The 18985-nt window shown below is 65.6% G+C and carries 20 protein-coding genes; 10 read left to right on the top strand and 10 right to left on the bottom strand.

Going from position 1 to position 18985, the window contains the following annotated elements; translation table 11 throughout:
- Positions 1–26 precede the first annotated feature (26 nt).
- The 4 genes from NK8_RS39965 (at position 27) to NK8_RS39950 (ending at position 2475) form a co-directional block, all read left to right on the top strand.
- Positions 27–911 (top strand): LysR family transcriptional regulator, encoded by an 885-nt coding sequence (locus NK8_RS39965; RefSeq protein WP_213234174.1) that lies wholly within the window; start codon positions 27–29, stop codon positions 909–911.
- A 54-nt stretch (positions 912–965) separates the two neighbouring features.
- Positions 966–1466, top strand: coding sequence for a helix-turn-helix domain-containing protein (locus NK8_RS39960; protein ID WP_213234173.1), 501 nt, complete (start codon positions 966–968; stop codon positions 1464–1466).
- Positions 1463–1879 (top strand): VOC family protein, encoded by a 417-nt coding sequence (locus NK8_RS39955; RefSeq protein ID WP_213234172.1) that lies wholly within the window; start codon positions 1463–1465, stop codon positions 1877–1879. Before NK8_RS39960 ends, NK8_RS39955 begins: the two co-directional genes overlap by 4 nt.
- Before the next feature lie 74 nt (positions 1880–1953).
- Positions 1954–2475, top strand: a complete 522-nt coding sequence (locus NK8_RS39950; protein ID WP_213234171.1) for an SLATT domain-containing protein — start codon at positions 1954–1956, stop codon at positions 2473–2475.
- Here NK8_RS39950 and NK8_RS39945 read toward each other — a convergent pair.
- A complete protein-coding gene (locus tag NK8_RS39945; protein ID WP_213234170.1) occupies positions 2459–3499 on the bottom strand; it encodes a GlxA family transcriptional regulator in 1041 nt (346 codons plus the stop codon). The two genes, NK8_RS39950 and NK8_RS39945, sit on opposite strands and share 17 nt — an antisense overlap.
- Positions 3500–3694: 195 nt before the next feature.
- Here NK8_RS39945 and NK8_RS39940 point away from each other — a divergent pair, with 195 nt between their 5' ends.
- Complete coding sequence (locus NK8_RS39940; RefSeq protein WP_213234169.1) at positions 3695–4654, top strand: homocysteine S-methyltransferase family protein; 960 nt, start codon at positions 3695–3697, stop codon at positions 4652–4654.
- Between the two features lie 39 nt (positions 4655–4693).
- Here the strand turns inward: NK8_RS39940 and NK8_RS39935 are convergent, their stop codons facing one another.
- Positions 4694–4873, bottom strand: a complete 180-nt coding sequence (locus NK8_RS39935) for a hypothetical protein (RefSeq protein WP_213234168.1) — start codon at positions 4871–4873, stop codon at positions 4694–4696.
- Between the two features lie 178 nt (positions 4874–5051).
- Here NK8_RS39935 and NK8_RS39930 point away from each other — a divergent pair, with 178 nt between their 5' ends.
- Positions 5052–5828, top strand: a complete 777-nt coding sequence (locus NK8_RS39930; protein WP_213234167.1) for a sulfite exporter TauE/SafE family protein — start codon at positions 5052–5054, stop codon at positions 5826–5828.
- 5 nt (positions 5829–5833) lie between these two features.
- Here NK8_RS39930 and NK8_RS39925 read toward each other — a convergent pair whose 3' ends face one another.
- From NK8_RS39925 to NK8_RS39905, 5 genes are all read right to left on the bottom strand, one after another.
- Positions 5834–7450 (bottom strand): rhodanese homology domain-containing protein, encoded by a 1617-nt coding sequence (locus NK8_RS39925; RefSeq protein WP_213234166.1) that lies wholly within the window; start codon positions 7448–7450, stop codon positions 5834–5836.
- Between the two features lie 16 nt (positions 7451–7466).
- The gene (locus NK8_RS39920) at positions 7467–9098 is read right to left on the bottom strand and encodes a rhodanese-like domain-containing protein (protein ID WP_213234165.1); all 1632 of its coding nucleotides are present in this window, start codon (positions 9096–9098) and stop codon (positions 7467–7469) included.
- 7 nt (positions 9099–9105) lie between these two features.
- A complete protein-coding gene (gene metC, locus NK8_RS39915; protein ID WP_213234164.1) occupies positions 9106–10296 on the bottom strand; it encodes a cystathionine beta-lyase in 1191 nt (396 codons plus the stop codon).
- A complete protein-coding gene (locus NK8_RS39910; protein ID WP_225936690.1) occupies positions 10296–10853 on the bottom strand; it encodes a cysteine dioxygenase family protein in 558 nt (185 codons plus the stop codon). The genes metC and NK8_RS39910 overlap by 1 nt, the downstream gene beginning before the upstream one ends.
- Positions 10854–10915: 62 nt before the next feature.
- Positions 10916–11761, bottom strand: coding sequence for an amino acid ABC transporter ATP-binding protein (locus NK8_RS39905; protein ID WP_213234534.1), 846 nt, complete (start codon positions 11759–11761; stop codon positions 10916–10918).
- 214 nt (positions 11762–11975) lie between these two features.
- Here NK8_RS39905 and NK8_RS39900 point away from each other — a divergent pair, with 214 nt between their 5' ends.
- The 4 genes from NK8_RS39900 (at position 11976) to NK8_RS39885 (ending at position 15380) form a co-directional block, all read left to right on the top strand.
- Positions 11976–12821, top strand: a complete 846-nt coding sequence (locus NK8_RS39900) for a transporter substrate-binding domain-containing protein (protein ID WP_213234163.1) — start codon at positions 11976–11978, stop codon at positions 12819–12821.
- The gene (locus NK8_RS39895; RefSeq protein ID WP_213234162.1) at positions 12779–13552 is read left to right on the top strand and encodes an ABC transporter permease subunit; all 774 of its coding nucleotides are present in this window, start codon (positions 12779–12781) and stop codon (positions 13550–13552) included. The genes NK8_RS39900 and NK8_RS39895 overlap by 43 nt, the downstream gene beginning before the upstream one ends.
- 64 nt (positions 13553–13616) lie before the next feature.
- On the top strand, positions 13617–14327 hold the full coding sequence (locus NK8_RS39890; RefSeq protein WP_225936689.1) for an amino acid ABC transporter permease: 711 nt from the start codon (positions 13617–13619) through the stop codon (positions 14325–14327).
- Between the two features lie 276 nt (positions 14328–14603).
- Positions 14604–15380, top strand: a complete 777-nt coding sequence (locus tag NK8_RS39885) for a hypothetical protein (protein WP_213234160.1) — start codon at positions 14604–14606, stop codon at positions 15378–15380.
- A gap of 13 nt (positions 15381–15393) precedes the next feature.
- Here the strand turns inward: NK8_RS39885 and corA are convergent, their stop codons facing one another.
- The 3 genes from corA to NK8_RS39870 form a co-directional block, all read right to left on the bottom strand.
- Positions 15394–16371 (bottom strand): magnesium/cobalt transporter CorA, encoded by a 978-nt coding sequence (gene corA / locus NK8_RS39880; RefSeq protein WP_213234159.1) that lies wholly within the window; start codon positions 16369–16371, stop codon positions 15394–15396.
- Between the two features lie 189 nt (positions 16372–16560).
- Positions 16561–16779 (bottom strand): hypothetical protein, encoded by a 219-nt coding sequence (locus NK8_RS39875; RefSeq protein ID WP_162069269.1) that lies wholly within the window; start codon positions 16777–16779, stop codon positions 16561–16563.
- A gap of 262 nt (positions 16780–17041) precedes the next feature.
- Positions 17042–18934: a diguanylate cyclase gene (locus NK8_RS39870; protein ID WP_225936652.1), complete on the bottom strand. Its 1893-nt coding sequence runs from the start codon at positions 18932–18934 to the stop codon at positions 17042–17044.
- Between the last annotated feature and the right edge of the window lie 51 nt (positions 18935–18985).

The following is an 18985-nucleotide window of genomic DNA, read 5'->3' as shown; positions in this document are numbered from 1 at the left end:
TGGTTTTATAGAATCGAATAGTTCTAATGCGAGATAGAAGAGGATCTAATATCTTGAGCCTTTCGCTGGAGATCGAATTGCTGCGCTCGTTCGCGGTCATCGCCGAAGTGCGGGCGCTGAGCCGCGCCGCCGAGCGCATCGGCCGGACGCAATCGGCGCTGAGCCAGCAGATGAAGCGGCTGGAGGATATCGTCGATCAGCCGCTCTTTCAGCGCACCGGCCGTGGCGTCGTGCTGACCAATCCCGGCGAGCGCCTGCTGGTTCACGCGCAACGCATCCTGCGCCTGCACGACGAAGCCATGGCCGATCTCTGCGGCAGAGGCCTTTCGGGCAGCATCCGCTTCGGCTGTCCGGACGATTACGCCGCCGTCTTTTTGCCGACGCTGCTGCGGCAGTTTTCCAGCCAGCATCCGCATGCGCTGGTCGAAGTCGTGTGCGGTCCGACGCCCCGGCTCGCCGAACAGTTGAAGAAGCGCGCGCTGGATCTCGCGATGCTCTCGCTGCCCGAAGACAGCCCCGGCGGCGAGGTCATCCGGCGCGAGCAGCTCGTGTGGATCGGCTGCCCGGGGATGGAATCCGCGCACTACGATCCATTGCCGCTCGCGCTCTCCGATCCGGACACGCTCGACCATATCGCCGCGTGCGAGGCGTTGCAGCGCGCGGGCAAGGCGTATCGCATCGCGTATGCGAGCAGCAGTCTCGCGGGCCTCATTGCGCTGGTGCGCTCGGGTCAGGCTTTCGCGGTCATCACGCAGACCGCCGTGCCCGCCGATCTCTGCGTGCTGAACGCGGATACCGGATTGCCCGCGTTGCCGGGCGTGGGCATATCGCTGAAGTTCGCGCGGGAGCGTCCGTCGCTGTTGACGGCGGCGTTCGCGGAACACATCAGGCTCACGCTGCCGTTGCTGTGAGGGGCGGGGCGCGTCCGGTTAAACTAGCCGCACGCATTTTCGTCCCGACGCCACATGCCATCCCACGACCCCGACGCCTTGCAGGACCCGGCCCTGCTGCGCCGCCTTCTGCGCGCGAAGGACCGCATGGATGCGTCATCGCACGAAGACTGGCCGGTCAGGCGGCTGGCCGAAGTCAGCGGCGTCTCGGAAGCCCATTTCGCGCGCTCGTTCAAGCGCGCGTTCGGCCTTCCGCCGCATCGCTATCTGTTGACGCGGCGCATCGAGCAGGCCGTCACGCTGTTGCGCGATACCGATCTTCCCATCACCGACATCGCATTCGTCACCGGCTGGGAAAGCCTCGGCACCTTCGGCCGCATCTTTCGCGATATCACCGGCCACAGTCCGGGCGCGATGCGCGCCGCATCCCGCAGCGATAACCACGCGGTCGATCGCGTGCCCGCCTGCGTGCTGAAGGCCGCGCAGCGCCCGGATCTCAACATCGCAGTTTTGGAGAAGCGGCGGCGCGTCGCGAACGGTAAAGTGCGCCCATCTTCAACGAAGGAGGTCACATGAACCAGGGCATCAGCGTGATAGGCATCTATGTCGACGATCAGGACGAAGCGCTTGCGTTTTACGTCGACAAGCTCGGATTCCGCGTTCACACCGACGTGCGCAACGGCACGTACCGATGGCTCACCGTGCAGCATCCGGATCAGCCGTCGTTCCAGCTCGGCCTGTTCGCGCCCGGCCCGCCCGTTCACGACGACGCGACGGCGCAAACCCTGCGCGCGATGGTCGCCAAGGGCGCGATGCCGCCGCTCGTGCTCAATGTCGCCGATTGCCGCGCGAGCTACGAACGGCTGAAGGCGAGCGGCGTGGAGTTCACGCAGGAGCCGGTCGATCGCTTCGGCAGTGTCGACGCCGGCTTCCGCGATCCCGCCGGCAATGGCTGGAAGATGATCCAGCCGCCGCGCAACGACAAGTGAGTCGCGGGCTGATCGGGACGTGTTCTGTCCGCATTCGCGGCAAAGATGAGGTCTGTTCGCACAACGCTTAGAACATGACCGACACGTCCCTGGAACTTTCACCAGCCGGCTCCGCAGCCTCGTACGATCCACCTCGCGACACGTCATCGCTCGTGCTGACGTGGGTCCGGCGCGCGCGCGAATCGCAGCTTCGCCATTACGCGATGGCCGACCGCCTGACGCGCTGCGGCCGGCGTCTGGGGCTCGCCGTCATCGGCATCACGGCGGCGACGGGCACATCGGCGTTTCTGTCGCTCGTCGCGACGGCGGTGTCGCCGGATGTGCGCGTCGTCATCGGCATGACGAGTCTGAGCGCCGCCGTGCTCGCCTCGTTGCAGACATTCCTGCGTTACGGCGAGCGCGCCGAGCTGCATCGCCGTGCGGGCGCGCAGTACGGCGCGGTGCGGCGGCGGCTCGAAGCGATCCACGCCGCCGATCCCTGCGTGCGCGACGCGTGCGTGATCGACGCGGTTCGCGACGAACTCGATCACATCGCGCAGACCGCGCCGCATTTGCCGCGTCGGGTGGCGGGGACGACGCTTACCGGTTCTCGCTGATGCAGCCGATCGCATCGCGCATCGCGCCGAAGCGGCGGCGATATTGCGCCGGCGTGAGACTCACCTTGCGTCTGAACAGCCGGCTGAAGAATCCCGCGTCTTCATAGCCGACTTCATTGGCGATGGCCTCGATCGGCTGACGGTCGGTTTCGAGCATCTGCTTGGCTTCCTCCAGCCTCAACGTATGCACGTATGCGAGCGGCGACATGCCGGTCGCCTGCTGAAAGCGGCGCTTGAACGAGCGCTCGGGCAGGCCGCTCATCTGCATCATCGCGCCGACGGGCGAGGGCTGCGCATAGTGCTCGGCGATCCACGACTGACACCGCGCGATGACCGCATCTTCCGCCTGCCGCGTGCGCGCGAGCCGCGCGAACGGCAGCTGGCCGACGTCGTGCCAGTCGACGAGATTGATGCGCGCCGTCTGCATCGCGGTTTCGATGCCCGCGAGCCGCGCGATCAGATACAGCGCGAGATCGAGCCACGACGCGCCGCCGCCCGCCATGATGAGCCGCTCGCCGTCGCCCGATGCGACGAGCGCGCGATGCGCGCGCACTTTGATCGACGGATATTGCCGTGACATGAAATCGCAGTACGCCCAGTGCGTGGTCGCATCGAGGCCATCGAGGAGGCCCGCTTCCGCGAGCAGGATCGCGCCCGAGCATGCCGTCGCGAGGATCTTGCCCTGCGCATGGCAGCGTCGCAGGCACGCGATTTCATCGTCGAAGCGGCCCGCGAGCGGCTCGCCGGGCGGCACCAGCAGCTCGGGCACGCAGATGACATCGGCGTCATCGCAGGCGTCGAGCGGCGCGTCCGCCGTGATGCGCACGTTGTTGCCGGCGATGAACGCGCCGCCGTGACGCGACACGACCATGGGCGCGATCGGCGCGCGCCCCGGCGTGCCCTCGACGATGAGACCCCAGTCGCGTCCCGCCGACATGAACATGTCGTACATGCCGTACACCACCGACGCCGACGTCTCGGGCAGCGCGAGGATGCAGATGCGCACGGGTGATCGGTCGTTCATGGCCGTTTTGTCCGGTTAGTTGCCGAAATGGCTTTGGTGTCGAACGCGCGCGGGTCGTATCGTGGCTCCGTCGTATTGTTATTTAAGTGTAAGGAAGGCGTGTGCGCCAGCCGGCTCCCACAGGGACGGGCAACGGCACGCGCGTGTTGTATCTCCTCCTTTCATTGACGTGGACCTCGTAGACGGAGCATGACCATGAGCCAGTACCGCACGCACCTTCCGCAGCTCGACGACGCGCTTTTCATGACCGACGGCGGCATCGAAACGACCTTGATCTTTCACGATGGCATCGAGCTGCCGTGCTTCGCTGCGTTCGATCTTCTGAAGGACGCCGCGGGCACGGCGCGCCTCGACGCGTATTTCCGGCGCTATGCGGCGCTGGCGCAAAGCGAGGGCGTCGGCCTCGTGCTCGAAGCGCCGACATGGCGCGCGAATGCGGACTGGGGCCGCAAGCTGGGCTATTCCGATGCCACGCTCGCGCACGCCAACCGGCAGGCGATCGATCTGCTCGTGCGGGTGCGCGAGGCGTTCGAGACGACGGACACGCCCATCGTCATCAGCGGGTGTCTGGGGCCGCGCGGCGATGCGTATCGCGTCGAGTCGCGCATGAGCCGCGAAGAGGCGCGCGCGTATCACCAGCCGCAGATCGATACGCTCGCGGCAACCGAAGCGGACATGATCGCGGCCTTCACGATCACGTATCCGGAAGAGGGCATCGGCGTGATCGATGCCGCCCGGGCGCGCGGTATGCCCGTGGCGATCTCGTTCACGCTCGAAACCGATGGCCGTCTGCCTTCGGGCGATGCACTCGGCGATGTCATCGAGCGCGCCGATGCCCAAACGGACGCCTACGCCGCGTACTACATGATCAATTGCGCGCATCCGTCGCATTTCGAAACCGTACTCGGCGATGGCGGCGCGTGGCGCGGCCGCGTGCATGGCATCCGCGCCAACGCGTCACGGCGCAGTCATGCCGACCTCGACGACGCCGCCGATCTCGACGACGGCGATCCCGTGGAACTCGGCGCGCAGTATCGTGCGCTGCACGCGTGGTTGCCGCGCATGAATGTGGTGGGCGGGTGTTGTGGCACCGATCATCGGCATGTGAGCGCGATCTGTGGCGCGATGAAGGCGGCGAGGGTGCGGTACGCATGAGGCGTCGGCGTGGTGAGGCTGCCAGCCGTCGCGCAGCACTCACCGCGCCCGCAGCGTCCCATGCGTCAACTGATATCCCGCGATCAGCCCCATGTCGTAGGCACTTTCCAGCGCGCGCACGATATCCATCGGCTTGACGAGAATGCCGTCGCCGAGCGCACCGCCGCGCTCGAAATCGACATCGAAACAATCGGCGGCAATCTCGCTCAGCGTGTTCATTCGTTCATCGGTTAGCAGGCTCAATTTTTTCCTCCGATCCGGTATGCAATGCATTCTGGAGGCACTGAATTAGCTCTGTGTTAACCGATTTCCTGTCCCATTTCGTGAGGACAGACAGCCGGCCGGCAACACCCTAGACTGCGACCGATCGAATAATCGCCTCAGCGAAGGAAGTGCCATGGCATTCACGCCGGAAACCATCGTCATCGTCATCGCTGCGGGGCTGTTCTGCGGCTTTCTCAACACGGTCGCGTCGTCAGGATCGGCGGTCTCGCTGCCGGTCCTGATGTCGGTCGGACTGCACGCGGTCGCAGCCAACGCGACCAATCGCGTGCCGGTCCTCGTCGGCGCGCTCGCCGCGACGGTCGGGCTCGCACGCGAGGGCGCCATACCATGGAAACGCGCACTGATCGTCGCCACTCCGCTCACGCTGGGCGCCGCCGTCGGCGCGCTGCTGAGCGAACTCATGCCGAGCCACGATCTCAGGCTGGCGATCGTGGCCGCGGTGGTCGTCGCGCTCATCCTCGTGCTGACGAAGCTCAAGAACCTGCTGACGTCGGCATCCGACAGCGACGTCCGGCTGGACTGGAAACCGATGTCCCTGCTGTTCATCGTCGGCATCTGGACCGGCTTCATCGTGCTGGACTCGGGCACCTACATGTTGCTCGTGCTCGTGCTGACGTGCGGCATCACGCTCGTCGAGGCGAACGCGATCAAGAATCTGGCGACACTCACCACGACGGTCGTGGCGATGGCGATTTTCGCCGCGCATCAGAGCATAGACTGGAAGACCGGCGGCATCATGGCGCTCGGCAGCGTCGCCGGCGGCCTGCTGGGCGCAAGGCTTGCGATCTCCGAGCAGGCGCGGCGCTGGATCGTGGGGCTGCTCGTCGTGGTGATCGTCGGCGAGCTGATCCATCTGGGGATGGGGTATTACGCGAGCATCGGCGCCTGATCCACTCAGATCACGAAGAATCCATGCGTGCCGTCGCGCTCCAGTTGCGCGACGAGCCCGTATTCCCAGTCGAGATACGCCTGCATCGCCTCGCGCGCATTGTCGACGCCTTCATACGGACGGCGATAGCGATCGATGCGCGGCGACGCGAGCCTTGCTTCGCCGCCTTCGGTCGGCAAACCGGCGCGGCTCCAGGCCGCATTGCCGCCTTCGAGGACGTGAACGGGCTTGCCAGTCAGCGCCGCGACATCGGCGACCGCGTAGGACGCGAGCGCGCTCGTGCCGCATGTGAGCACGTAGCGCATCGCATCGGGCAGGTTGCGCAAGTCTTCATGAGCGGGCGTGAGATGCGAGCGCAGAATCCAGTGTGCAGCGGGGATGTGCGCCTTGACGTAGTTCGCGCTCGGCGCGAAGTCGAGCAGCACGACGCCGCTCGACGGATCGTCGAGCAGTGCCGCGAGCTGCTGCGGCGATAGCGTCGGTGCGGTCGCCGGCAAGGGCCGCTGCGGCTGCCACGCACCGCTTTCGGTCAGATCGCGCGGCGTGGCGTCATCGACGACATAGCTTTCGATGTTCATCTGCGCGAGCCACGACGCCGTCATGTTCGCGCGCACGCCGTCATCATCGAAGAGCACGACGCGCGCGCCGCGCACCGGCGCGAACATCTCCGTTTCCTGCACGAGCTGACCGCCCGGCGCGCTGCGGTATCCGCCCGCGTGCGCGGCTTCGTATTCGTCGGGCGTGCGTACATCGAAGCGATACGTCGTGCGCGACGCATCGCTGGCCCAGCGCGCGGCTTCGTCGAGCGAGGTGCGACGCACGCCCGCGCGGGTCGCGAGCGCAAGCGCGGCCTGCCGCGATGCGCCGAGACGGGCCGCGTCGCGTCCCGCGTCGGGATCGAAGCGCCGCTCGCTGCCGCGCTCCAGCGTCTGCCCCGCGAGCGTCCAGCCGATCGTGCCGTTGCGCAGCGCGGCCACCGGATTCGGCAGCCCCGCATTGACGAGCGATTGCGCGCCGATGATGCTGCGCGTTCTGCCCGCGCAATTGACGACGACGCGTGTGGCCGGATCGGGCGCGAGCGCACGCGCGCGCAGCACGAGTTCCGCGCCCGGCACGCTGACGCTGCCGGGAATGTTCATGGTGCGATATTCGTCGAAACGGCGCGCATCGAGCACGACGAGATCGTCGCCATGTTTCAGCAACGCGTCGAGCGCTTCGGCGGACAGCGAAGGCGTATGGCGCTTCGCTTCGACGAACTCGCCGAACGCCTTGCTCGGCACGTTGACGTCGCGGAAGACTTCGCCGCCCGCGCGAATCCAGCCGTCGAGACCGCCCGCGAGCAGCGCGACATCCGTGAAGCCGAGTTCGGCGAGCTTGTCGGCGGCGCGCGCGGCGAGACCTTCGCCGTCGTCGAGCAGGACGATCGGCACGTTGCGGCGCGGCAGGCGCGCGTACGCATCGAGTTCGATCCGCGAGAGCGGAAAATTCGCAGCAAAAAGCGGATGACGCTGCGCGTGCGGGTCTTCTTCGCGCACGTCGAGCAAGGCGATCTCGCGTCTGGCGAGCAGCGTTTCGCGCACGTCTTCGAACGTGCGAACGGGGTAAGGCTTCTTGTCGGACATGAGTGTGTGATGTTCGTTATGGCTGCGCGAGCAGCGCCGCTTCACCGACGCGGAATGCGGCCAGTTCGTCGGCTGCGCACTGCGCGATGAGGCCGGTTTCCCACGCGAGATACGCGCGCGCGGCATCGAGATTGCCTTCGTGACGATCATGCACGAAAAAGAGAAAGTCGATGCGTTGCTCTGGCGTGAGGTCCAGTTCAGCGCGATCAACAGCGCCCGGCCACGCGTCGAGACCTGCCGCTGCGATCGTCACATGAGCGAAGCCCGCGTCACGCAGATCATCGGCGACGAGGCGGGCGGCAAGGCGTGCGTTCGGATCGGTGAAGAGCACGATGGGCGTATCGTGCGTCGCGTGCGCTTCGCGCAACGTATCGAAAACGCGCGGACGAATCGTCCAGTGCGAACCCGCAGGCCGCGCGTGCCGATGCGCGGCGCTCGCACGCAGATCGAGCACGATGGAGTCGTCCGCGAGGTCCGGATGCGCGCTGGCATCGTCATCGCGCGCGGCCCTTGCATGCTCGCGTGGCGCAAAGCGCGCGGCGATATGCGCATCGACGGTCGCGGCTTCGAAGCCCAGTTGCACCAGCCAGTGTGCGACGACCGGCGCGCGAATGCCGTCGTGATCCACGAGCAGCAGACGCGCATGCCGCACGGCCACGCTCTGATCGGTCGCCTGCACGAGCTGGCCGCCGGGCGCGTGTTGCGCGAACGGCAGGCCGTCGCGCGCATATTCCTCCGGCGCGCGCACGTCGAGCAGATAGGTCGTGCGCGTGGCGTCGTCGAGCCAGGCGCGCGCGGTGCGTTCATCGAGCGCAGCGACGCCGAAGCGCTGCGCGAGCGCCTGCGCACGCGCGCGCGCGTCGGAGCCGGCGAGCGGCGCATCGGCATGACCGCGCGTGCTGCCGTGTTCGAGCTCGAAGCCCGCGAGCGTCCATCCCTGCGTGCCATTTTCGAGCGCGAACACGTCACGGCGGATACCGAGATTGCGCAAGGTCTGCGCGCCGATGATGCTGCGCGTGCGTCCCGCGCAATGAATCACGATGGTCGTGTCGGGCGAGCCCGCGAATGCGTCGATGTGCGCGGCGAGTTCGCCATTGGGCACGCAGACCGCGCCCGGTATCGCCATCCTGCGATGCTCATCAGGCGTGCGCCCGTCGATGAGCGCGATCGGACAGCCGCCGCGTTCCGCGCGCCAGCGCTGCAACTGGAAGGCGCTGACGTGCGGCGTGCCGTACTCGCGTTCGACGAGTTCGCCGAACGTCTTCGACGGCACGTTGATGCCGCGAAAGAGCGTATAGCCCGCGCGTTGCCAGGCGCTCGCGCCGCCTTCGAGTATCGCGATGTCGTCGTAACCGAGTTGCCGCAGACGCGCGGCGGCCCGCTGCGCGACGCTCGCATGCGCGTAGCCTTCGCCTTGCGCGGCCGCGCCGTCGTCGATCAGCACGATGCGCGCGTTCGAGCGCGGCAACAGACGCGGCGCGTCGAGTTCGAGCCGGCTGAAGGGCAGGGGCGTCGCGAAGAACGGATGGCCTTCGCCGAATTGCCCGGCCTCGCGCACGTCGAGCAGCGCGATTTCGCGGCCGTCGTTGAGCCAGTGGCGCAGCGTGGATGCGTCGATGAAGCGGAAAGCGTCGAGGGCTGAGGGCATGGATCGGTCAGGTACAAGTGAGACGAAAGGCGCGGCGCAGATCGTCGATGAGGTCGGACGGATGTTCGAGGCCCACATGCAGACGCACGACCGGCGCATCGCTGGCGAAGTCGCTGTGCGCGCGCAGCCGCGCCGCGGGCGCGACGAGCGCGAGGCTTTCGAAGCCGCCCCACGATGCGCCTTGCGAGAAGAGCCGCAGCGCATCGACGAAGGCGCGCGCATGGGTCGCATCGTGACGTGGCATGAATGCGAACGACACGAGTCCGTTCGCGCCGCGAAAATCGCGCTGCCATAGCGCATGATTCGGATCGTCCGGCAACGCGGGATGAAACACCCGCGCGACCGCGTTCTCGCCTTGCAGATATTGCGCGACCGCGAGCGCGTGGCGCGCGTGCTGCGCGAGCCGCACGCCGATGGTGCGGATGCCGCGCAACGCGAGATACGCATCGTCCGCGCCGACCGACAGGCCGAGCGCTTCGTGCGTGTCGCGCAGGCGTTGTGCGAGCGCGGCGTCGTTCGTGCTCACCGTGCCCTGCATCAAATCGGAGTGACCGCCTGCGTACTTCGTCGTCGCCTGAATCGACACGTGCGCGCCGTATGCGAGCGGCTGATGCAGCCAGCCCGCGCTCCACGTGTTGTCGGCGGCGACGATGAGTCCGTGCTCGCGCGCGAACGCGCCGAACGCGGGCAGATCGATGATCTCGTACAGAAACGAACCCGGCGATTCGACGTACACGAGCCGCGTGTTCGCGCGCAGCGCGTGACGCGGCGGGCCGTCCTGCGCGGCGAAGTACGTCGCTTCGATGCCGAGCCGCGCGAGCAATGGCTCGATGCGCTCGCGCACCGGCCCATACACGCTGTCCTGAATCAACACGTGATCGCCCGGCGCGAGCAGCGCCAGAAAGGTGAGCGTGATCGCGGACAAACCCGACGGCGCGAGCAGCACATGCGCCGCGCCTTCCAGCTCGCCGATGGCCGCTTCGAGCGCGCGATGCGTCGCGGTGCCGTGGCGCCCGTAGGTCGCGACATTCTCGCCGTCATGACGCAGCCGAGAGAGCCGCTCGTACTCCGCGCCCGATGCGAAGCGCACGGTGCTCGTGCGTACGACCGGCACGTTGACGGGCGCGGCGCCGTTGTCGAAGGCGCCGAGGCCGGCGTGCAGAACACGCGTGGACGGGGCGTGAACGCGCTCGTCCATCAGCCGACCGCCTGCGTCTGCCGCTGCAGATGCGTCTGGTTATAGCGCACGATTCTGCCGTCCTCGAAGCCGAGCCGTCCCGACAGCGTTTCGAGCGGCCTGCCGTACAGATGGAAGTGCAGCGTCGGACGCGCGCCCGTCACATGGATGCTGTGGATGTCGTCGGGCAGGAAGGCGATCGGCGTGCCGGGCTCGACGAGCACTTCGCGATCGAGTTCGAGGCTCGCGCGGTCTGCGTCGCTGCGATCATCGGTGCGGCGATACACGCGGTTCAGTTCGCTGCCTTCCACCGCGACGATCACGGCCCACGTATCGTGGTTATGCGGAATCGTCGTCTTGCCCGGCAACAGCGAGTTCAGATACAGCGCGATGCCGTCGCTGCCGGGATTGAGGCGATAACGCGTCGACGTATCGCCGCTCGATGCATCGGGCGGCGGGAAGTCGTCGCGCGAGAACAGCTCGGGCCGCGCGGCGAGCGTCTGAAGCGCGGCGGCGATGTGCGCGAGCGCATCGCGCGTGAGGCCGTCGCGTTCGAGGATCGCGTGCGCGTGTGCGATGAGCGATTCGACGCGTTCGCGTCGCTCGGTAACAGGCGTGGTCGTGGAAGCGTAAGTGTGGGTCACGATGGGATCGATGCGAGTTTCAGGGATGAACGTGTGCGTCGCGCACGGCTTTGCGTGCTGTCGAGAAAGCGCCGCGTGCGTTCGTCGCGCGGCGCATGAAAGATCTGCTCGGGCGCGCCTTCCTCGACGATCACGCCGCCTTCGGTATACGCCACGCGATCGCTGATGTCCTCGGCAAAGCGCATTTCATGCGTGACCAGCACGCACGTGAGTCCTTCGTCGACGAGTTCGCCGATAACATTGAGCACTTCGCCGACGGTCTGCGGATCGAGCGCGGACGTCACTTCGTCGAACAGGATCAGTTCGGGTTGCATCGCCAGCGCGCGTGCGATCGCGACGCGTTGCTGCTGCCCGCCCGACAGTTCGCCGGGATACGCGCCGGCCTTGTCGGCGAGCCGCACTTTCGCGAGCAGCGCGTGGGCGGTGTGTTCGGCTTCGGCGCGGCTTGCGCCGAGCACGCGCATCGGTGCGATGGTGAGGTTCTGCAGCGCGCTCAGATGCGGGAACAGGTTGTATTGCTGAAACACGAAACCGATGCGCTTGCGCAGCGCGATCTTCTCCTCATCGCGTTTCAGCGCCCCGACATCGATACCACCCACGCGCACTTCGCCGCGCTTGGGCGCGATGAGCCCGTTGATGCAGCGCAGGATGGTCGATTTGCCCGAGCCCGAAGGCCCGATGATCGACACGGCCTGATTGCGGCGCACGGTCAGATCGATGCCGCGCAACACGGCAGCGTCGCCATACGACAGATGCACGTCGCGCAAGGTGACGAGCGCGGGCGCTTCGTGGCCGGAAGACTGAGTGGCGGACAAGGCAGCGCGTCCATGGACGAGAGACATCATGTGGCGGATCGTTGTCGCTGCAAAAAAGGAATGCTCATTCTAGAAACGCGGCAGCCCTTTTCGAACCAAGCAATCGTCACAAGGTTATTCGCGCGCGCTCGATGCTTTTTTCTTCGCGTGTGCTTTGTAAAGCAGATCAGATTGGTTTGCCGCGCGTTCGCCCTTGCGTACGCTGGCGTGTCCTTTCACTACTCCAGCTTTCGAGGCTTCGATGTCATTCGCCGTTCACCTTCGCTCGCTCGTCCCAACCTGCGCGCTATTGCTCGCTGGCATCGGCGCGGCCCATGCCGATGCGACGCTCGACAAGATCAATTCGCGTCATGAACTCGTCGTCGGCGTGATGATTACGGGCGGCCCGTTCGGTTCCATCGATCCGGCGACGCAGAAGCTGCGCGGCTTCAACGTGGACCTCGCGCAGGATCTGGCGAAGCGGCTCGGCGTCGGCGTGCAGCTCGTGTCGGTGCAGCCGTCCACGCGCGTGCAGTTCCTTCAGCAAGGCAAGGTCGATATTCTCGTCGCCAACATGGAGTACACGGAGCAGCGCGGCGAGATTCTCGATCACGTCGCGACGCCGTACTACCAGGTCGGCGGCACGGCGATCACCGCGAATTCGAGCGGCATCACTCGTTGGGAAGATCTGCGCGGCAAGCCCGTGTGCATCTCGCAGGGCAGCAGCTATATCAAGCCGGTCGTCGAACGCTATGGCGCGATTCCGCGTGCGTTCCCGGGCGCTGCGGAGTCATTGCTCGCGCTGAAGGGCGGCAACTGCGTGGCGGCGGTGCACGACGCCGCGCCGCTGCTTTATCCGTTGCAGGCGCGCGATCCGGAATGGCGCAACTATCGCACCTTGCAGCCCGAGCTGATTCCGTCGCCATCGGTGATCTGGGTGCGGCAGGGCGAGAAGGACATCGCCGCGCGGCTCGATCCGATCGTGCGTGACTGGCATCGCACGGGATGGCTCATCGACCAGGAAGCGAAGAACGGGCTGACGCCGCCTTCGCCCGCGCTCGCGCAATGGCACTCGCAGTATTCGTCGACAGCGGTGTCGTCGAAGTGAATGCGTTCATCGAACGAGCGGCGCACGCCGGACTCGATTACCGCTTTCTGCTCGATCACTACGATCGCGTGTCGTTCATCGATGGCATCGCCTTGAGCATCGGCATCGTCATGGCGACGCTCGCGGGCAGTGCGGTCGTCGGCGTCGTGCTGCTGGTCGCGTTGCGTTCGCAGAGCGCGTCGATTGCGGGCGTCGCGCGCGGCGTGATCGAACTCACGCGCAACACGCCGACCATCGTGCAGTTGTATTGCGCGTTCCTCGTACTCAATACGCTCATCACGCAAGCCCTGCACGCGCATGGCGCCGGCAATCCGCTCAAGCCGTTTCTGTGGGTCGTGATCGTGCTCTCGATCAACAAGGGCGCGTTTCATGCGGAAGCGTTGCGTGCGGGCTTCGGGGCGTTGCCGCACGAGACGCTCGAAGGCGCGGAATCGCTCGGCTTTTCGCGGCGCGCGCGCTTCTGGAGCATCGAGTTGCCGCTGGCGCTGCGCACCGCGTTGCCGGCGCTCGTCAACAATGCGGTCGAACTGGTGAAGGCGTCGGCGATCGCATCGGCGATTGCGGTCGGCGACATCACGTATCAGTCGATCATGATCTGGACGCAGCGCGACAACGTGCTCGCGTTGATGCTGCTGATCCTGCTGTTCTTCTACGCGCTCACGGCGCTCGTCAATGTGTCGGGCCGCTGGATCGAGCGCCGGCTTTCGGTGCCTGGTTATGGACAGCGTTAAGTTCGATCCGCGGGTTCGCATCGGCTCGGGCGTCTATGCGTGCGCCACCATCATCCTCGCGGCGATGGCGCTGTGGCTGCTCGCGCCACGCGATATCTCCGGCGCGCAGTTGCTTGCGTCGTTTCTGCGCTGGCTGCCCGCGTTGCTGCGCGGCTTCGCGGTGAATGTGGGCGTGAGCCTCGGCGCGCTCGCGCTCGGCACGTTGATCGGCGTGTTCATCGGCGCGCTGGCGTTGCTGAGCGGCGCGGCGGGACGTGTCGCGCGGCTCTGGATTCAGGCCTTTCGCAACGCGCCCTGGCTCGTGCTGATTTTCTTCACGACGTATGTGTTTCCGTTCGAATTCACGATCGCGGGCCACGTCGTGCCGTTTCCCGACTGGCTCAAAGTGATCGCGGCGCTCGCGCTGCCCGCGGGCGCGAACATCGCCGAAGTGTTTCGCGGCGCGGTGCAGTCGATTCCGTCTGCACAATGGGACGCCGCCAGCTCGCTCGCGATGTCGCGCAGACAGATCCTCGTGCTGATCGTGCTGCCGCAGTGCGCGCGCCGCATGCTGGCGCCGTGGATGAACGTCTACGCGATCATCACGATGGGCACCGCGCTGTCATCGCTCGTCGGCATCCACGACGTGCTCGACACCGCGCAGATCGCGAGCACGACGGTCGCGCATTCGAGCTTCACCGTGCTCATGTACATGAGCACGCTCGCGATGTTCTTTGCCTACTGCTACCCCGTGACGCTCGCGACGCGCATATTCGAGCGCCGTCTGCACGCCTGATCAAGCCGATTCCACTGATGATTGAACGCCCTTCATTGGGGCGGTTGCCGCTTCCGAAACGATGCCCGGTGTGCTACGGTGATTCGTATGTATTACTTGCGACCGGGCGATCGCTGATTGTCGATCGGCCTTCCGAAATGATTCGGATGGAGTGTGACAATGGACCAGCGAGGCGGTGGCTCGCCGCTTTACTCAGTCATCTGCCCCCGATGCGAGACCCTGTCCTCAGTCGATGAACCCGCGTGCCCGTTTTGCGGCGCGGACCGGCACGGAGCTGTGCTGACCAAGGGGGCCGAAACGGCGGTGCGCGCGGTCGAGGCGGCGCGCGGCGTGACGCGCCATTTCCGCGACTTCGGCGCTCTGCGCCGCGTGGAGCGGATCAAACGCCCACGTGATTACGAAGCGCGCTTGCCCGCGCCCGAAGCCGGCGGCGCAGCCGTGCTCGATACCCAACGCGTGTCGAATTCCGTGCTGGCCACGGTGGTGATGGGCGCGGTCGTGATCGGCGCCTGCTTTCTGATTCGCGGGTATTTCGAGCAGCACACGTCGACGCTGCGCGCGAGCGCGCTGCCTGTCGCGGTCGCGGGCGCGGTTCGGACGGCGCCGCCGAAGATCGAGGCGCCCGCCGACAAGCTCGTCGAAAGCCGTCCCGCCGCTGTGGTGACGCAAACGCCGGCCGTAGCGGCGTCGCCATTGATTGCGGTGGCCGCGTCGAGCAAGGACAGCGTGAGTGAGAAGGTCATTCCCGCACATTCGGTCGAAAAGAAGAAAGCGCCGGTGGCGCGCGCTCAGCGCACGCAGAAGGTCGCCGCCAGACCCGCCGCCGTGTGCTCACACAAGTCCGATCGTTCGTGCGCGAAAAGCACGCAACGCGTCGCTGCTGCGAAGGCAGAGCCGAAGCAGAAGCAGGCGAGCAAGCCGCCACGTCATGCGGAAGTCGCGCGCGCGAAACCCGCGACGAAGGAAATCCAGAAGGTGGCGGCGATTCCCGCGCCCACGAAACCCGCCATGGTCTACGACGGCACCTGGAAGCCCAGCACGAAGAAGAACTGAGAGCGGCTGACGATCAGATCCACTTCGCCTTTCGAAACCATCGAAAGAGCAGGGTGTCGATCGTGACGATGGCAGCTATCACCATCGGATAGCCAAATTGAGCGTGCAACTCCGGCATGTGCTCGAAGTTCATGCCGTAGATGCCCGCGATCATCGTCGGCACCGCGAACATCGCCGCGAACGTGCCGAGGCGCTTGGTGATGTCGCTGTCGGCCAGCGCGATCATGCCGAGGTTGACCTGGATCGCGGTGATCACCATCTCGCGGCGTCCCTCGATCGCGCCGACGATCCGTTCCAGATGAACGTACACATCCTTGAAGTACGCCGTCATGCCTTCGCAGATGCCCGGCACGCGCCCGCCGGTCAGCTTGCCGACGCCTTCGAGCAACGGACCGATGTGATGCCGCAACACGACGAGCTGCCGCTTGAAGCGATACAGATCCTCGATCAGCTCGCGCGACTGACTGTTTTCCTGACGCGCGAAAATGCGGTCTTCGAGGACTTCGAGTTCGGCGGTGAGCGTCTCCAGCACGGAGAAATAACCGTCGACGATGTCGTCCATCAGTGCATAGAGCACGAACGCGGAGCCTTGCCGCAGCAGCGGCGGCTCGCTTTCGCAGCGCTCGCGCACGCGCCTGAAACCGCGCGTCGCGCGCATGCGTACCGATAGCACATAGTTTCTGCCGACGAATACATCGACTTCGCCGAACAGCAGACTGCCGTCTTCCTGCTGCTCCACCGTGTGCATCACCGCGAACAGCGAGTCGCCGTATTCCTCGATCTTCGGCCATTGATGATGCGCGCGCACGTCCTCCACAGCGAGTTCGTGCAGATCGAATTCCTCTCTCATCGCTTCGAGTTCGTCGGCCCCGGGGTCCTTGAGCGCGACCCAGACGAAGCACTCCGGCTTCTGCACATAGTCGCTGATCGCTTCGACGGTGATGTCGCCGAGCTTACGGCCGTCCTGATAGGCAACGCAGGCAACCAACATGATCGATCTCCTTGCGGCGGAGGCGTTGATCGGATGCGTGTCTGAGGGATCGACGCCGATATGCATCGTGCATTGGGTCAGCCGACTTTTTGATGACATCGCGCGCGGACTGTTTCGAGCGCCGCGCGGATCGAGGGAGGAAGTCGATGAGGCCGCGCTTCGCGCGAGACGCGAAGCGCGTGGTGAAGGTTACTCCGGGGCCTGCCAGTGTTCCTCGACACCCTTGTCGGTGATGCGTACCTTCGCGAGCAGAGGCGAATAGCCGCGCAATTTGATCTCGTCGACAGCGAGCCGCTCCGAGCGATAGACCTGCTGCGTGATCCTCGTGCCGTCATGGAATTCGAGCGCATAGCCGTCGATCGGCCCCCACTGGCCCTTCGGCATCGGTTCGATATAAACATTCTGCATCGCGTTTCTCCAGCTTGATTGGAAAGCATCGGGCGGTTCGCCGCGGCGAACGTGCACCTCTTGTACAAGAGGTTATAGAAGAAACGCCTGCCGGCCGCATCGGCATGTGGCCGCGCGCACCAAATAAAAGTCGATGAAAATCAATGAGCTGGAGCCACTCTCCCATGATGAGAAAGGCGATCCTCCGATGTGCAACCCGCGTCGTGCTGCCATGCAGCGTGAATTTTCGGGAAACGGACCTCAATTCCGTATCGTGAAATTTTCATGAAACGAGCGCAGGCGCGTCGGCGGTCAGCACCGAAGCGAAGCGAAAGCCGTTTCGTCCCTTGCGCTTCGCTTCGTACATCGCGCGGTCCGCGTCGGCGAGGATGGCGTCGGCGGTGGTGCCGAAGCCGGCCGCGCACATCGCGATACCGACGCTGGTCCCGAGCAGCGCCTCCCCGCCGCCGATCGCGAAGGGCCGCCCGATCGCGCGGCAGATGTCCTGCGCGATCCGGCTGCACGCGCTCGACGACGCGATGCCGCGTGCGAGCAGCACGAATTCGTCGCCGGCGAGGCGGCAGACGAGATCGCCCGCGCGCGTGGTCTTTTTCAGGCGCGCCGCCACCTGTCGCAACAGCGCGTCGCCGGCGTCGTGGCCGTGCTGATCGTTGACGTTCTTGAAGCCGTCGAGATCCATGAAGAAGAGCGCGAAAGGCTGGTCTGCGTCGCGGGCCGCTTCGATGGAAAGCGCGAGCTGCTCGGCCAGCGCGCGGCGGTTCGGCAGGCCGGTCAGCGCATCGAGCATGACCTCGGAGCGCATCTGGTTCTCGCGCCGCTTGGTCTCGGTGATGTCCTGCGACATGATGTAGAAGCCGACGACCTCATCGCGCCGGCATTCCGGGATATACGTCGCGTTCCAGACCCGGCCGGGCGCGGCCTCGTAGACGATGTCCTCGTGCGTCACGCGTTCGCCGGCGAGCGCGCGGCGGAACCACGGCAGACAACGCTCGAAGGTCGCCGCGCCGATCGTGTCCCGAACGGTTTTTCCGCGCAGCGCGGCCGGATCGACGCCGAATACTTCGCGATACACCTGATTGTTGAACCGGTAGCGCAGGTCCGTATCGACATGGGCGATCAGCACGGGCAGGTTGTCCGTGATGGTCTGCAAGGCCGTGCGGCTGCTGGTGAGTTCGCAGGTGCGTTCGAGCACGCGGCGTTCGAGTTCCTGGCGGTAATCGCGCAATACGGTTTCGCTGTGCTTGCGGCTCGTGATGTCCTGCATCGTGCTGACGAAGTGCAGCGGCAGGCCGCGGTCGTCGCGAATCAGCGCGACGGACATATCGATCCACACCGTGCCGCCGTCACGACGGCGATAGCGTTTTTCGAGCGTATAGGTTTTTCTCGTGCCATCGAGCAGCTCGGCGACGAGTTGCAGATCGGCGGGTAGATCCGCTTCCTCGGTGATCTGCTGAAAGGTCATCGCCACGAGTTCGTCGGCGCTGTAGCCGGTGATTTCGCATAGCTTCGGATTGACTTCGACGAAGCGGCCATCCAGATCGACGATCGCCTTGCCCGTCGGCGTCTGCTGGAAAATCGCGTGAAAGCGCGATTCGGACAGGCGCAGCTTGCGGCGGTCGACTTCCTGCACTGCGCGGGTTTCGCGCGCGGCCTCCCGTTGCACGATCTCGCGCTCCAGCGTGGCCGCGAGATCGCACAGCGCCGCTTGTGCAGCCGCGCTCAGCGTTCTTGGCTTCGTATCGACCGCGCACAGTGCACCGAGCACGAAACCCGCGGACGAGCGCAGCGGCGCGCCCGCATAGAAACGGATATGCGGCGCGCCTGTGACATGCGGATTGCCCGCGAAGCGCGCGTCTTCGTGTGTGTCTTCGATCAGCAGCAGCCTTTCGGAATGCAGCGCGTAGGCGCAGAACGACACGTCGCGCGAAGTTTCGCAGACATCCAGTCCGACACGCGATTTGAACCACTGGCGATGTTCATCGACGAGCGACACCAGCGCGATAGGCACCTGCAACAGCTCGGCGACGACGCGCGTCACACGGTCGAAGACTTCTTCGTGGGGCGTGTCGAGCAGGTCGAGACTGCGGAGCAACTGCAGTCGCTTCGCTTCATCGGCGGGCAGGGGCGCCGCGTGCCATTCGGGTACGGGTTGCAAGGTTCGTCTCGACTCTATGGGTTACGCGAGGAATGTATCGAACCTCACGCA

Origin of the sequence: Caballeronia sp. NK8 (assembly GCF_018408855.1) — a bacterium.
Lineage (GTDB): Bacteria > Pseudomonadota > Gammaproteobacteria > Burkholderiales > Burkholderiaceae > Caballeronia.
Note: the sequence above shows the minus strand (reverse complement) of the source record. Positions and strands in the feature narration are given on the sequence as shown.